The 15,760-nt window shown below is 33.6% G+C and carries 10 protein-coding genes; 4 read left to right on the top strand and 6 right to left on the bottom strand.

Going from position 1 to position 15,760, the window contains the following annotated elements; genetic code table 11:
- Positions 1 to 126: 126 nt before the first annotated feature.
- Positions 127 to 3,282, bottom strand: coding sequence for a T9SS type A sorting domain-containing protein (locus tag AST99_RS13635; protein WP_057782557.1), 3,156 nt, complete (start codon positions 3,280 to 3,282; stop codon positions 127 to 129).
- 138 nt (positions 3,283 to 3,420) lie between these two features.
- Positions 3,421 to 6,687, bottom strand: a complete 3,267-nt coding sequence (locus AST99_RS13630) for a T9SS type A sorting domain-containing protein (RefSeq protein ID WP_057782554.1) — start codon at positions 6,685 to 6,687, stop codon at positions 3,421 to 3,423.
- Positions 6,688 to 7,037: 350 nt separating this feature from the next.
- Here AST99_RS13630 and trpS point away from each other — a divergent pair, with 350 nt between their 5' ends.
- Both trpS and AST99_RS13620 read left to right on the top strand, forming a co-directional pair.
- Complete coding sequence (trpS, locus tag AST99_RS13625) at positions 7,038 to 8,009, top strand: tryptophan--tRNA ligase (protein WP_057782552.1); 972 nt, start codon at positions 7,038 to 7,040, stop codon at positions 8,007 to 8,009.
- A gap of 66 nt (positions 8,010 to 8,075) precedes the next feature.
- Entirely contained in the window at positions 8,076 to 9,533 is a 1,458-nt protein-coding gene (locus AST99_RS13620) for a hypothetical protein (protein ID WP_057782550.1), read from the top strand.
- 4 nt (positions 9,534 to 9,537) lie between these two features.
- On the opposite strand, the gene dprA is transcribed toward AST99_RS13620, so the two are convergent.
- Entirely contained in the window at positions 9,538 to 10,638 is a 1,101-nt protein-coding gene (gene dprA / locus AST99_RS13615; RefSeq protein ID WP_057782547.1) for a DNA-processing protein DprA, read from the bottom strand.
- Between the two features lie 159 nt (positions 10,639 to 10,797).
- On the opposite strand from dprA, the gene AST99_RS13610 reads away from it, so the two are divergent.
- Together AST99_RS13610 and AST99_RS13605 are read left to right on the top strand one after the other, a co-directional pair.
- A complete protein-coding gene (locus AST99_RS13610; RefSeq protein WP_057782545.1) occupies positions 10,798 to 11,736 on the top strand; it encodes an HU domain-containing protein in 939 nt (312 codons plus the stop codon).
- A 122-nt stretch (positions 11,737 to 11,858) separates the two neighbouring features.
- A complete protein-coding gene (locus AST99_RS13605; RefSeq protein ID WP_057782543.1) occupies positions 11,859 to 12,377 on the top strand; it encodes an acyl-CoA thioesterase in 519 nt (172 codons plus the stop codon).
- A gap of 10 nt (positions 12,378 to 12,387) precedes the next feature.
- Here AST99_RS13605 and AST99_RS13600 read toward each other — a convergent pair whose 3' ends face one another.
- Genes AST99_RS13600 through AST99_RS13590 form a run of 3 tightly spaced genes read right to left on the bottom strand, consistent with a single transcriptional unit; the run spans position 12,388 to position 15,712 of the window.
- Positions 12,388 to 13,617 carry a murein hydrolase activator EnvC family protein gene (locus AST99_RS13600; protein WP_057782541.1) on the bottom strand — a complete coding sequence of 410 codons (1,230 nt, stop codon included), beginning with the start codon at positions 13,615 to 13,617 and terminating at the stop codon, positions 12,388 to 12,390.
- The gene (lolB1, locus tag AST99_RS13595; RefSeq protein ID WP_057782539.1) at positions 13,614 to 14,384 is read right to left on the bottom strand and encodes a lipoprotein insertase outer membrane protein LolB1; all 771 of its coding nucleotides are present in this window, start codon (positions 14,382 to 14,384) and stop codon (positions 13,614 to 13,616) included. The genes AST99_RS13600 and lolB1 overlap by 4 nt, the downstream gene beginning before the upstream one ends.
- Positions 14,384 to 15,712, bottom strand: coding sequence for a tetratricopeptide repeat protein (locus AST99_RS13590; protein WP_232301629.1), 1,329 nt, complete (start codon positions 15,710 to 15,712; stop codon positions 14,384 to 14,386). The genes lolB1 and AST99_RS13590 overlap by 1 nt, the downstream gene beginning before the upstream one ends.
- Between the last annotated feature and the right edge of the window lie 48 nt (positions 15,713 to 15,760).

Genomic DNA, 15,760 nt, shown 5'->3' with positions numbered 1-15,760 from the left:
TACCAAACACCAATTTGACTGTTAGGGTTCTAACAAGTCTTAACGTGTTAATATTTTTCGCTATATAGCATAAAAAAACCTCTGCAAGCAGAGGTTTTTTTTATCTATTAATTAAAATTTATGTTTTTAATTTATCACCTTTTTTGTGACTACAATATCTCCTTCTAAAACGACTGAAGTTAAATATACACCTCTAGAAAATTTAAAGCTTTCACTAAACTCACTTCCTTGATTATTCGTTTTAAATGAAACAACTTGTTTTCCAGTTAAATCATACACATTAACTGCTTTGATATTTTTAAATGATTTAATATTTAAAACATTATTATTGATATATACGAAGGTTTGAGATGTAGCATTATCGCTTACAGATAATGTTTTTTCGAAATGTATAACAAAACGATCATTAAACTCACCTTGCTCTCCTGTAAATTCATAAGGAGAAGATCTTAAATCATGCTCCATTCCTAATACTGTATCTTCAAGGTATATATCCTGAGCATCATCTATAAAAGCAGATCCGCTTAAATCACCAATAGCAATTTTATAACTACCTGCTGAAGGTAAACTTACACCTACTGAAATATCTTCTGTATCATCAAAAGGTAATGGACGCCCTTGAATTACCATTTTAGAATCTTCCACCATAGTATAAATATCAAAAGTGTTAACATCAGAATAGGCATCATATAATTTATCTTTTCCTAACGTTGCTCCATTTACATACCCAACTAGTGCACTTGCAGAGGCATTACTCGCATCGATTAAACTCAACCACACTAATTGTTTTCCATCTGTATTAGGTGTTGGCACGTTTGTTTTGAAGAAATGTGAATTATCGTAAGCTAGTCCTGAATCATCATATCTCATATTATTTGTAAATACCACTTCTCCTGCAGAAGCAGCATCATCTACTTGTACAAAGAACCCTTGCCCAGAAGAAATATATCCTTCTGTAGTCTGTGGTGGGTTTGCTCCTGTTGCATTATAACTTATATATTCTTCGTTATAGTTATAGCTTAAACTTTCGTATTGAGTACTTACTAATGGAGATGATACATTTGAAATATCTAAATTATTAGCCCATAAACGGATACTTCCAATTAATAAATTGTTAGTGGCTAAAAACTCATCGGCACTCAACGCAGATGGATATGGGTTTCCGATAAGGTTCCAGTGTTTTAATTCAGCTCCTATAGAAGCATCACTAGATTTTACAACATCTGTTGTAGTTGTTCCATTACGTGGTGTTCCAATAAAATTAGCTGTAAACCCAGCTTCGTTTTCGGCAGGAACTTGCACAGCATAACCTGTTGCATCTGCCATAATACCACTAAAAGCAGCCCATTCATTATTAACATCCCACGAATAAGATGTTGTAGTATATGGCGTGGATATATCTTCAATATTAAAACTTTCAACTGGAGTAGACCAAACAATAAAATCGTCTGTTGCTGCAGCCTCACGTTTCAGGATAATATCTCCACTATTCATATTGTCATCTGTTGCTTCATTTACCTGAATTAAACTTGCGCTATCTTCTATAGTTAAGCTTGCACCTGACTCTACAGTAACGTTATTTCTCAATTTTAAAACTGACCCAGAAGGAATTGTCGCATTACTACCTGAAGGCACAATACAATCACACCCTTCTAAATCTGTGGCTTCACTATAATCATCTGAAAACACAAACCTTCTGTCTAATGGATCTACAGAAATCCCAGCTTCTATATAAGAAGGTGGCAATTGCCAGTTACTTCCATCCCAAAACACAGGTGTTCCTCCTTGAATTAAAGATACTGGTACTATTACAGATCCAAAACTATTAGACACTAACAATTTATAGGTTCCTATATCGTCCAACTCTATATCATCTGTAATGGTGTAAGTATTAGATGTTGCTCCAGGAATAGCAGTATTATATTTGTACCATTGGTAAGTTAATGTTTCTTCTGCGGCACCAGTGGCTGTACCCGAAACCTCTGCTGTTGCAGCAAATGTAATGTTCTTAGTTGATGGAATATCGCACACATAACTAGACACCGGATACTGATCGAACACTGGTGTTTTAATATCAAAAGATCCACGGTTGTATGCTAGGAAAGCAAGATCTGCGGTTCCACCTGCAACCATATTAATATTATTAATGTCTGCAATATTATCTGCAGTAATCCCAAAATCTTCAAATCTAAATGCAGCCATACGCAATGGTCTTTCTTCGTTTGAAGAAAAAGCGCGCACTTTTGGTTCTGCTAAACCATAATTAATTCCTGAGGCAAAAGAATATAAATCTAATCTCCAATTGGCTAATAAAGCATCGCCATCTGTGTCTTCTTCTTGAACTATTGTTAATTTAATAGGTCGGCCAACCACATTTCCAGAATTATCTGCATAATAATAAATATCTGTACTACCTGCTTGAGCGATTTGAGAAATTAAAAAGTCTGGTGCAGCATCGTTTATAGCACCTAACTGCCCACCACTGCTGTAAAATTCTACATCTGATAATTGATTAAAGTTTGTTACTCCTGTACCAATATCTAATCCATTAGTTCCATCTATTAGCACTTCATAAATAGAAGCACTTAAAATTTCTGGAGACGTAATTGATGTGCCTTCACCAACTTCCCCATCAACAAGATCTCCCATAGCTAAATAGTTACCGTCGTGAGTAATTCCATCGACACCATTTGTGCTATACGCGTAAAATAATTGAGAGTCGAAAGTAACTCTATTAGCAGTAAGTAAATCATCGTCTACTCCGGTTGAATAGGTTACACCATCATAAGTAAACGCTAATAAATCATGACTAGAATTAGGCTTTAAATCTTGATTTGTTGGATCTGCTTTCCAATCCGACGATCTCCAAAACCCATTATAGGTGGTAAAAATTTCTGTAATTTTAGTCACATTACTTGATGTTCCGTTTTTTAACGTTTTTGAAGTTGGGGCCACATAATCTAAACTAAATCCAGTAGCTGTGCCACCTACATTTAATTCAGCAGACTTATCGCTTGTCCCTGTATAAGAGATTTCGAAAGTCATTTCTGTTTCACTGACTAGCGTTTTATCGCTAATAGAAACACCTGATACACTGATGGTAGTTGCTGATGTAAAACCAGATCCGACCAAAGTGACTTGAGATTTGGTTGTTACCCTTGAAGGATAGACTTCGGTAACAGTTTGGGCTTGAATACGATTTGCAAAAGCCGTAAAAACGAAGGCTAAAAGCAAATATTTAAGCGGGTTAATCATTCTAGTTTGAGTAATTTTTCTTGACATGAATTGAATGTTTAAGATAACCCCTAATAGATTCTTTTTAAAAGAACCTATTAGGAATTAAAGGTTGATTAATAGCAAATAAAATTTTTATGATTTTAATAGTAAAGGCACTGAGAATACCTTTATATAACAGTTGACTTAATTAATTAATTTTTTAGTAACCACATGCCCTTCATCTAATGTGATTGCTATAATGTAACCCCCTTTTGAAAATGCAAAAGGTCTGTTTAATTGATTAGTTTGTGTTTTAGGAGTGTAATTTATTAATTGTTTCCCGCTTATATCGTAAACTTGAATGGTCTCAATATTTTCTGCAGATTTCACATATAGAGTACCTTGTTTTATATAGACAAACGTATTGTTTAACACCTCATCATCTACAGATAAAACACTACTTGTTGGTTCATAAATTAATACAAAACGGTCTTTAGTAGCCCCTGCAACTGCAGTAAAACTATAAGCCGATTCTTTCAAATTGTGTTCAACATTTAAATAAGTATCTCTTAAATAAATATCTTGACTTTCATCTAAGAAAATAGACCCTTCAAGATTATCTATACCAATTTTATAAATTCCGTCTGTAGATACATCTATACCTAATGGCACCTCATCTTCATTTAAAAATGGTAGCGCACGTCCTTGAATTACTATTTTACGATCTGAAATTAATGAGTAAATTTTAAATGCATCATCATTTATATACGCATCGAACATTCTGTCTTTTTCATTAGTTGCACCGTCTAAATATCCTACTAATGTGCTTACCGACACATCTTCACTATTTATTAAGCTTAACCAAACCAATTGTTTTTCTAAAGAAGTAGTTTCAGTTTCGTCTGCAGATCTAAAAAATTCTGAATTATCGTAACTCGATTCTGTTGCATCATAACGCATATCGTTTGTAAAAGTGACATTGCCATTAGATTTAGAGTCGTCTACTTTTACAAAAAAGGCTTGACCCGAAGCAATATTACCATCAAAAGCATTGGCAGGTGTTGCACCAGTAGCATTATATACCACATATTGATCTCCATAATTATAGCCATAGTCCTCATAAAAACTACTCGTTTCTGTATTAGAAATTTCAGAATTATGCATCCATAAACTAACGTGTCCTTCTATAATCTCGTTATCTGTTAAGAATTTAATAGTATTTATTGAAGATGGATATGGGTTACCTATTAGATTAAAATGTCTACTTTCTTCAGCAGGCATAGTTCCTGTAGATTTTTTAACAGCAACATCTATTGTTGCATTATTAGGTCTACCATTAAAACTCGTCGTAAAAGATGATGCGCTAGGAACACGAACGATATAGCCTTCTCCTGCTCCCATAATTTCAGAACTGACATAAACCCAGTCTCCAGTCGTTCCTTTTGCATTAGCTTCTGTAGGATCCCATTTATATATTCTTGAATTTGGAATACCCGTTACATAAAAATCTTCTACTGGAGACGACCAATACACATAATCCGAGGCATGTAAATTATCTGCTAAACGTTCTATATTAATAACACCCTCGTTAATATTACCTTCGGTATCTTTTATTTGCACCAAACTTGCATTATTTTTTAAGGTGAAAGATCCTGCTGAAACTGCAGATATAGTGTTACCATCAGAATCTGTATAAGCCGCTTGATAAGGCTCTACTATAAGATCATCATAAAGCTTTAATGTTTGTCCAGAAGGAATAACCACATTTGTACCTGCCTTAACTGTACAATCACAACCTTCAAGATCTAAAGCTTTATTGTAATCATCATAAAAAATTAAACTTTTGTCTTCATCGCTTATTGTTATCCCAGCACTACTGTAGGCCGATGGGACACTCCATGATGTACCATCCCAAGCGGTAGGCGTACCGCCTTGCTCTAAAGTAACTGGCACTATTATAGATCCAAAATCATTATATACTCTAACATTATACGTCGCTAAATCATCTTCTTTAACATTATTTATAGTTAAAGATGTTCCTGAAACCGACAGATCTTCATTATATTTTGACCATTCATAAGTTAAAGTTTCGCTAGAACTACCAGTTCCTCCTCCATCTACATCTGCAGAAACTGAAAACGTAATATCTGTTGTACTTGGTAATCTACAAACGTATCTAGGCAATAAAGCATCTGCAACAGGCGCTTTAATTTCGAATGCGCTCTTATTGTAGGCTAAAAAAGCCATGTCTGAAGACCCTCCTGCCATCATATTAATATTATTAACATTACCGACGTATGCATTGCTATTTGAAGAATCTCCTGAAATACCAAAATCTTCTAATTTTAAAGCAACCATTCTTAGAGGTCTAGTTTCAGAATAACTAGTGTAATATGAATTTAAATCATATTGCTTTGGAGTAGAAGTTGCATAAGAGCCTGAATACATATTAAACAAATCTAAATCCCAATTTGTTAATAATGCATCTCCAGAACCTTGATCTACTATTTGTAATTTTATTGGCCTTCCTACAACATTTCCCTCTTCATCTGCATAATAATAAACATCTGTACCTCCTGGTTGGGCTATTTGAGAAATTAATAAATCTGGAATATCATCACCTATAGCTCCAGGCTGCCCGTTACCACTAAAAAACTTTATACTTGCTGTTTGGTTAAAATTCGTTATTCCTGTACCTAAGTCTAAACCATTTACTCCATCTGTAATGACATCATAAGCAGTAAGACCTTTAATAACGTTTGAGTTAATTGTTGTTGAACCTTCTCCAATTATTCCATCCACCCAATCTCCAGTAACAATATAATTACTGCTATGCACGTTTCCAGATATACCATTCGTTGAATATGCTCTAAAGTCTTGTTTTACATATTCAGAAGTTGAAGTTATATCTATTTCCGAACTCAAATTTGTTGTTAACATATCATCATCTACACCTGTAGAATACACAATACCATTAAACTTAAAACCTATTAAATCATGACTGTTATCTGGATCTGTTGTACCTGTTGATCTCCAAAATACTGGAGAGCTACCATTCACTTCAAGTTTTGTGTAAATTTCCGTGATTTTTGTAACAGTAGACTCATTACCATTTTTTAAAATTTTCAATGTAGAACCAACGTAATCTATGTCAAACATGGTATCTACAGAATTTATTATTAAATCTTGAGTATCATCATCATAACTATTCTTTCCAATTGTAAATGTCATTTCTATTGAACTTACCAATGTCTTATTTTGGATACTCATTCCATAACAAGTCAAATTAGAAAGCGAAGTACTATCAAACCCTGTACCAATAACAGTAACTTTAGTTTGGTAGGTTACTCGAGTTGGAAACACATCTGTCACCGTTTGTCCATAAAAAGACAGGCTCAAAAACAAGAAGATTAAAGGTAATAACTGTTTAATAATTATGCGGAAACGCATAAAAGAAGTAATTTTTATCATAGCAAAATAATTATTAGGTTCTTTTTAAACTAACCAGATACATAAGGAGGAGAGGCTGTATTGGTAAAATTTCACATAAATTTAAGAAGTACGGTGGCTGGGACAAAAAATTTAGTCCAGATGCAAATTAATTCCTATGAAATACTAATTTTTAGAGTTTTAAAGAACAAACAGCAAGTTTCATGCATATTTAGCAGTAATAATACTTTAGTAAAAACCATGTAATTATTGTCGAAAAATAGAGTAAACATAGGCATTCACCTCTAAATTAATACCACAAGTCTTTAATTATAAACATATCTTTTTTTATTAAAAAAAAGTACCTTTGTTTTTCAATAATTACAATTAACATGGCAAGAATTTTAACTGGTGTTCAAAGTACAGGAACTCCACATTTAGGAAACATTTTAGGAGCAATACTTCCAGCAATAAGAATGTCGGAAGCAGACACAAACGACTCGTATTTATTTATCGCCGACATGCACTCTTTAACTCAAATTAAAGATGCCGAGACTTTAAGACACAATACATATAGTGTGGCTGCAACTTGGCTTGCGTGTGGTTTAGACATTGAAAAGGTAGTATTCTACAGACAAAGTGACATTCCTCAAACTACAGAGTTAAGTTGGTATTTAAGCTGTTTTTTTCCTTATCAGCGTTTAACATTAGCTCATGGTTTTAAAGATAAAGCCGACCGTTTAGAAGATGTTAATGCTGGATTATTTACATATCCCATGCTAATGGCTGCCGATATTTTATTATACGATGCTGAAATTATCCCTGTTGGAAAAGATCAGCTTCAACATATTGAAATGACACGTGATGTAGCCTCTCGTTTCCATGCTAAAATGGGCGGTGAAACCTTCGTACTTCCAGAAGGAAAAATGCTAGAAAACGGCATGCTTATCCCAGGAACCGACGGCTCTAAAATGAGTAAGAGTAAGGATAACCTTATCAATATTTTCCAAGACGATAAGAAATTACGCAAACAAGTTATGAGCATACAAACCGATAGCACGCCTTTAGAAGAACCTAAAGACTGGAGCACTTGTAACTGTTTTGCTATTTATAGCCTATTGGCAACAGAAGCTCAAATTGCTAGCATGAAAGCTAATTATGAGCAAGGTAATTATGGTTATGGGCACGCAAAACAAGCACTTTTTGAACTTATTGTTGAAAAATTCGCTACCGAACGTGAACGTTTTAGCTATTACATGAACAATATTGAAGAAATAGAAAAAGCTTTAGCTATAGGTGCAGAAAAAGCTAGAACTGTCGCAGATAGCACTTTAGCACGTGTTAGAGAAAAAATAGGGTATTAAACGACGATAGCACAATAATACATTTGTATTTTTAGTTTATATTGTATTCCCCCTTAATTCTAATATATGCTTCGTTTAACCTCCTCTTTACTGCTATTCCTTTTTGTGGGTATGCATTTTGTATACGCACAAGAAGGTTTACATTTTTCTGTTAATAATCAATTATACCTTAAAGGAAACTCTGCTCTAATAGGTAACAATATTTTAAGTGAAGACGATGTCGACCCTTTCGATGACAGATCTATTTACAACGATAAAATTAAAATGGAATATATAGATGTAGACGAAGATAAATCTACATTTAGTTCTAGTCAGGCTGTTTTAACGCTTCCAAAGCATTCTGAAAAAATCGCTTATGCTGCACTCTATTGGAGTGCCATTTATAAATATGATAAAGGTGTTACGCGAACCATAAACAACCAAGTTATCTATAAAGGCAATGACGAGCGTTCTCTAGACGTTAACAAAATACGTTTTAAAATACCGCAAGGTGAATACAATGATATTGAAGGATTAAAAGTTTACGATAGCTATTTAAATTCTACTTTTAACGACTCTAAACCCTATGTCTGCTATGCAGATGTCACAGAGTTACTCCAAAACACAGATACTGTAAATGGAACTTATACCGTTGCCAACATTAAAGCAACAGAAGGATATGTTTCTGGCGGATGCTCAGGCGGCTGGTTATTATATGTTATCTATGAAAATCCAGACGATAAGCCAAAATATTTTACAACTTACAATGGCTTTATAGAAGTTGATAAGGACGAAGTAAACATCTCTTTTGCTAACTTTAAAACAGACGAAATAGGCGACATAAAAACTTCGCTTGCTATAGGCGCTTTAGAAGGTGATCAAAAATTTAAATCAGATATCTTATCGGTTTACAACAAACAAACCAATAAATTTATTCCACTATCTAGCAGCTTAAGAGCAAAAGACAATTTTTTTAATAGCACTATTACAATAGACGATAAATATTTTAAAGATCGTACGCCAAATAGTATGAATACTTTAGGTTTCGATCTCGCTAAACTTACAATCCCCAACGAAAACAATAGCATTCTGTCTAACAACAGTTCAGAATTAACTATCCAATTAAAAACAAAAGCAGATCGTTATTATGCGTTCTTTGTCGCTTTCGAGACTGAAATTAGTCCGATTTATTTAGAAAACAAAAATGAAGATTTTTATATGACGGTAGATATCGAGACTTATGCACTGCCTCAGAATGAAGATATTCTGAAAATTGAAAACCTTAATTCTATTACTATTCCTAATTTAGAACCGGGATATTACCTTGTTACAAACGTGTTTTCTGTTGAAAAAAATGCTACCAACTGGAAGAAATTCTTATCAGAAAAAGGGCATAACGCCAGATCTTATAAAAACCCGATAAACAATTGGGACTACATTTATTTAGAGATGAGCGAAGATCCAAACGTGGTATATTTAAAACAACGCGAACTCTCTCGACTCGATTATTTTGAAGACATTTGGGTCTTAAAGATAAACATGTAAGGTTCTAAATTAATTCAAACAGCTTGCCTGGTAAGGGACGAATGACCCCTTTTAACTCCATATTCAACAATAAACTAGCTGTTTTAAATGTAGGTAAATTACAACCTAGAGCAATAACATCTAATAATTGTTTGTCTTGTATTTTTAAGAAATCAAAAATGATTTGCTCTTGAGCATCTAATTCTACAAACAGTTGTTTTTGAATGACTTTTTGTTCGGTTTCTAATTCCCAATTAAGCATATAAGCAATATCTAAAGGCGTAGATAACAACTGCGCTTTTTGCTGTTTTATTAAATTATTACATCCTATACTTAAGTGATCTGTTGGTCTGCCAGGTACTGCAAACACGTCTCTATTATAAGAATTTGCAATATCTGCTGTTACCAAACTACCGCCTCGTACAGCAGATTCTATCACAATAGTTGCAGAACTTAAGCCCGCGATGATACGGTTTCGTTTTAAAAAATTATTCCGATCAAAAACAGAAGAGCTCCAAAAATCTGTTAAAAACCCACCATTTTTATCAACATCTGCAACATGTTTTTTGTGCACTTTAGGATAGATTTGGTTTAATCCATGTGCCAAACATCCTACTGTTTGCAATCCATTTTTTATAGCAGATTTATGGGCAGTAATATCTGTACCATAAGCAAAACCAGATACAATAACAGGGTTAAAAGACGCTAACTCTTCAACTAATTTTTCACAAAAAGCAATACCTGCTGTTGTTATTTTACGTGTACCTACTATACTAATAATGCGTTGCGATTGTAAATTAACTGTTCCTGATTGAAAGAGTAAAATAGGTCCATCAATACAATGTTTTAATTTTTCAGGATAATTAGAATCTTCAAAATACAAACACTCAATATTGTTTGCTTTAATAAATAGCAATTCTTCTTCGGCGGCTTTTAAATGTGTTCCCGACACCAAATCGTTAAGTCTCACTTTACCAATACCATCTATTTTAGCGAGCACATGTTTTTTCTCTTTAAGCACCGCTTCTGCAGAGCCACAATGTGCAATTAATTTTTTGGCACCTAAATCTCCCACATTAGAGACATGTTGCAATGCTAAAACATATAAAATTTCGTCTTCAGTCATAGTTATTCAAAGCTGTTTACTACTAAAACAGAGCAATTTTTATCAATTTACGTAAATTAATCTATTGATTTTTAACCCACAACAAACTATTTTGTGTGCTGTTAATAAAAATTTAAGGGTCGACTTTGAACGCATTAATATTTAGTTAACTTTGCATTTATGCAATTAGAAAACTACATAAGCGACTTATTATATAGATACGAATGTGTTGTCGTTCCCGAGTTTGGAGCGTTTTTAACACAACGTGTTTCAGCTAAAATTAATGCAAGCTCTAACACGTTTTATCCACCTAAAAAAGCCATTTCTTTTAATGAACAAATTCAGCAAAACGATGGTCTTTTAGCGCATTACATTGCCGATGTTGAGAAAATTCCTTTTGAAATCGCATTAGAGAAAATCAAAAAACGTGTAGTTTCAATCAAGTCACAATTGGTTGAAAAGGAGTCTATTTCATTAGAAAAAATTGGACAATTGGCATTAAATGAGGATGGAAAAATTACTTTCGAACCTTTTAATCAGTTAAATTATTTAACCGATGCTTTTGGATTAAGCCAAATGGTATCTCCTGCAATTGCTAGAGAAGAATATAAGCGTGAAGTAGAATCTATCGAGAAGGTAATTCCGCTTACTATTACACCAGAAAAACGTAAATCTAGACCATACTTGCGTTATGCCGCAGTAGCTGTTTTAGCTTTAGGCATTAGTGGTTTTTTAGGATCTAAATATTATGTAAATGAGGTTGAAAGTCATAACCAAATTGCACAAGAATCTGCAAACTCACAATTAGAGCATAAAATTCAGGAAGCTACTTTTGTAATTGAAAATCCGTTACCTGCTGTAAATTTAATTGTCACTAAGCCTGTGGGATCTTACCACATTATTGCTGGTGCGTTTCGTGTAGAAGAAAATTGCGATAAAATTGTTTCAAACTTAAAAGCTCAAGGCTTTAATGCCAGAAAAATTGGCGTAAATAAATATGGTTTACACCAAGTGGTTTACGATAGTTATGAAAACAGAGAAGATGCATTTAAAGCACTGAATGACATTAGAAAAAACAATAATCCAGATGCCTGGGTACTCATAAAAACTTTAGAATAACTTACATCTAAATTATACAAAGCGTTATGAGATTTTCTTATAACGCTTTTTTTATATCGTAAAGTTAAATTTAAATTTGCAAGTCATCACTCACTTTGTACCTTTAACCCAAATACACATTTATGGAACCAAAAACAGCAGAAGCTACTAAAACAACATTAACAGACCTTGTGTTACCAAGCGAGACAAATCCTTTAAACAACATGTTTGGAGGGGAATTACTAGCACGTATGGATCGTGCTGCAAGTATTGCTGCGCGTAGACACTCAAGACGAATTGTTGTTACTGCTTCTGTAAACCATGTAGCTTTTAACCATGCCATACCATTAGGTAGTGTCGTAATTGTTGAAGCTAAGGTTTCTAGAGCTTTTAAAAGCTCTATGGAGGTTTATATAGATGTTTGGACAGAAGATCGCGAATCGGGGCTTAAAACCAAGGCAAATATTGCCATTTACACGTTTGTTGCTGTAAATGAAAGCGGACGACCAATTCCTGTACCAGAACTTATTCCTGAAACTAAACTAGAAAAAGAACGCTACGAAGCTGCTTTACGCCGCAAACAATTAAGCTTAGTATTAGCTGGTAGAATGAAGCCAAATGAAGCGACAGAATTAAAAGCTCTATTCTTAAAGGAAGATTAAATCTTTTAGGTTACATTCTATATAACCACGATGCTGGATTCTGTGTTGTACTTTCTTTAAAAATACTAAAACTTAAAGTTGTATCTCCTGTTGCACTATTTGTAAACACTTGTCCAATAGCCTGCCTAGTAGTTACTTTATCACCTTTTTTTACGTATACTTTAGATAAATTCTTATACGCGGTAAAGTAATTACCATGCTGAACGAGTACCGTTGGATTTCCTTTTTTCTGAACTATAATCGCGTACACCTCGCCATTAAACACAGCTTTAACTTCTGCTCCTGGACTCGTAGCTATACGTACCCCATTACTATGTATTGTTGCAGATTTTACAATAGGATGTGGTTGATCGCCATACCCCAATTTAACCACACCTTTTTCTACAGGCCAAGGCAATTTCCCTTTATTAGAAACAAAACTTGCCGCTAAATTTTTAGCTTCAGGTGTTAATGCAAAACCAGTTGAACCTGTACTTTTACCTGCTTTTTTATTAGATGAAGCAATGGCTTCGCGAATTAATTTTTCAATTTCACGATCTATCCGATCTGCTTCTTGTTGCTTTTCCCTGATTTGAGAGGAATACGTTTTTAAATCCTTCTGTATAGATGCCATTAAACTACGTTGTTGCTTACGTTCTAGCTCCAACTGCCCTTGTGCAATACTATTCTCTTTAATTAATTCCTGCTTGTCTGCCTTTTGTTTTAACAAGTTTGTATTGGCAACTTTTAAATCTTCGGTTTTAATTTTAATATTTGCAGCTTGTTCTTTTTGGTAATTGGTATACTGTGTAATGTATTGCAAACGCTTATAGGCTTGCTGAAAATTGGAAGACGACATTAAAAACATCACACGACTTTGCTCACTCCTACTTTTATACGAGTGTACAATCATTTCTGCATAGTCTGCTTTAAGAGTCTCTAAATCTTGACGAAGTTGGGTAATTTCTCGCTGGTTTACACCAATCTCTCGAGTTAATAAATTAGCCTGCTGGTTAGTCACTTTAATTAAGTTACTACGCACATTTATTTTATGATTTAAATCTTCTATTAAAGACAACTGCGATTTCTCTTTCGATTTATTTTTGAACAACATACTGTTTATTTGTTCAATTTCGTTACGCAATTCTTGACGGCGGTTTTCTAACTCCTGTTGTTTTTTACTTTGAGAACACACAGAGATACTGCTTATTAAACAGAAAAAAACAATAACTAATTTATATGTAAACTGTGTTTTAATCATTTCAATTCTATAGCTTCAAAACCTGAAGGAATTTTAAAAGGGAAATTTAATTTTTCATTCAAAGATACAGATTTGAATTCCAATTCTATAATAGTTTCGCTACTAGCTTCAACTGCATTTATTTTAATTTGCTCAGGAATTATTTCAGAATCTACTTCTTGATATTTTAGATAATCTATTTGTAATATACGCTGATCTTTAGGCTGAGATAATTGCTGAGACACAATTTTAAAATAGGCTGGATTTATAATATAAAACAATTCAAATAAAGCGTTCTGATTTTCTGGTTGTAATAAATACGTATCATCATATACAGAAGACACATAAGCTGATTCTTTTAAGTTGAAAAGCGCTTCACCTAACAACAAATTCTGAACCTTATTAAAATCTAATGTAGTACCTAAAAAATCACTTAATAATGCATAATCGCCTTCAAAAAAAGTATTATCTAATTTATTATAGAAACTCACTTTATCTGGTGTAATTAACAATCTTGCAGCAGAAAATGGACCATTTAACCAAATGGTTTTATCTTTTTCTAGGCGAAAATTTATGGCTACAGATTTGGAATTATCACCTTCAGAATACACGGCTTTAACTTTAGCAGATAAGGTTTTAAAGTTAGCAGCTTGTCTAGAGTTTTCTTTTATTAATTGTTTAGTGTTTAATGTAAGATTCGCATCTGTGTTTGTTAAAGTCTTTGCCGATTTACAACCAACAGTGATCATTAAAACGGATACGATTATAATACGAAGTAGGTGTTTCATTACTCTGAAATTTCAATTTTATTTGCTTTATCTGTAAAGCGTTTTGCTTCTTTGGGTTGATTTAACCCTAAGTAAGATTGTGCGATTTGGTAATAAAAATCGCCCTCCATTTTTTTATTATCTATAATGTAATCTAAACCCATATTTAGTTGTTCGATAGCATCTTTAAAACGATTTAATTTATTTAAAGATAAGCCCGCCATTAAATATAATTCAGGTTGAGAAGGATATTTAACTAATGTTTCAGCTGCTTGTTTATAAGCAATATCAAAATGTTGTAAATCGATATTAAGCACAATTATATTTCTAGAAATACCGTAATTATCGCCTTCTAATTGTAGTGCCTCTGTATAATACGTAATTGCTTTTTCCTTATCGCCTTTTGTTAAATAATATTGCGCTAATTCTACTAGCGTTTTACCATCTTTAGAATCGCCTACCATAGTCGAGACCGCAACAAGCTCATCTTCATACTCTGGATTTTCGCCAACAAATCTCACAAAATCTGCAAGAACCAAGACTTTGGCTTCTGCTTTTATTTGCGGACTTTTCATGGCAATTTCCATAGATTTTATGGCCTTTTCAGGTTCATTATCATCTAAATAAAATTTATACAAAGCCAAATGTACTAATTGAGATTCCGGATTAATTTCTAAGAGTTTTTTAGCCGTCTCGAAAGCCTTTTCAGTATCTCCACTTTCACTATAGCGATAAATTAATGCCAGGTAATTAGATTGCTGATCTGGATTATTAACCACGCGCTCTTCAAGATTTTCGATTTGTTCTTTTTTCTGACCCGTAGCATCATAAATCTGATTTCTTAAAAAGTCACGACTTAAAGACAGACCAAATTCTTGATCCAATTCATCTAAAACTTTAATCGCTTCGTCATAATCTTTAGTACGTACATATAAAGCAGCCAAATCTTCTCTGTAATCTGGATGATACTCCACCAATTGTTTCAAGGTTTTTATAGCCTTATCATATTCGTTTTGCTGTGCGTATACATCATAAAGCTCGTCTAAATACCACTCGTTACCAGGTTCTATTTTTACGGCTTTTTTTAAGGCTTCTTCGGCTTCTCCAAAATTTTTGAGTTTGTTGTAATTTTTTCCCATTTCAAAGTAAAGCACAGATTGCGTATTATCTATGGCAATACATTTTTGGAGCGCCTCTACAGAACGCTTGTAGTTTTCGATCCCTTTTTGTTTTAAGGCTTCAAAAAATAATTCTTGAAACTGATCATCTACTTCACCTAAATCGTCTAAAGGCGCAGTTGTATTTTCAACTTGAGCATGAGAAATCGTGGACACTAAAAATAGTCCCATAATACCAAGTTTAAAAAGGGTTTTAAACCTCATGCTCATGTTGTAATT

The organism is Formosa algae, assembly GCF_001439665.1.
GTDB classification, from domain to species: domain Bacteria; phylum Bacteroidota; class Bacteroidia; order Flavobacteriales; family Flavobacteriaceae; genus Formosa; species Formosa algae.
This window is presented reverse-complemented; position numbering and strand designations above follow the sequence as displayed.

Bases quoted from the DNA above. Each gene is read 5' to 3' on its own strand.
- AST99_RS13605 (WP_057782543.1), top strand. From the start codon at position 11,859: ATGGAACCAAAAACAGCAGAAGCTACTAAAACAACATTAACAGACCTT.
- AST99_RS13610 (WP_057782545.1), top strand. From the start codon at position 10,798: ATGCAATTAGAAAACTACATAAGCGACTTATTATATAGATACGAATGT.
- AST99_RS13630 (WP_057782554.1), bottom strand. From the start codon at position 6,687: ATGATAAAAATTACTTCTTTTATGCGTTTCCGCATAATTATTAAACAG.
- dprA (WP_057782547.1), bottom strand. From the start codon at position 10,638: ATGACTGAAGACGAAATTTTATATGTTTTAGCATTGCAACATGTCTCT.
- AST99_RS13620 (WP_057782550.1), top strand. From the start codon at position 8,076: ATGCTTCGTTTAACCTCCTCTTTACTGCTATTCCTTTTTGTGGGTATG.
- trpS (WP_057782552.1), top strand. From the start codon at position 7,038: ATGGCAAGAATTTTAACTGGTGTTCAAAGTACAGGAACTCCACATTTA.
- AST99_RS13600 (WP_057782541.1), bottom strand. From the start codon at position 13,617: ATGATTAAAACACAGTTTACATATAAATTAGTTATTGTTTTTTTCTGT.
- AST99_RS13590 (WP_232301629.1), bottom strand. From the start codon at position 15,712: ATGGGACTATTTTTAGTGTCCACGATTTCTCATGCTCAAGTTGAAAAT.
- lolB1 (WP_057782539.1), bottom strand. From the start codon at position 14,384: ATGAAACACCTACTTCGTATTATAATCGTATCCGTTTTAATGATCACT.
- AST99_RS13635 (WP_057782557.1), bottom strand. From the start codon at position 3,282: ATGTCAAGAAAAATTACTCAAACTAGAATGATTAACCCGCTTAAATAT.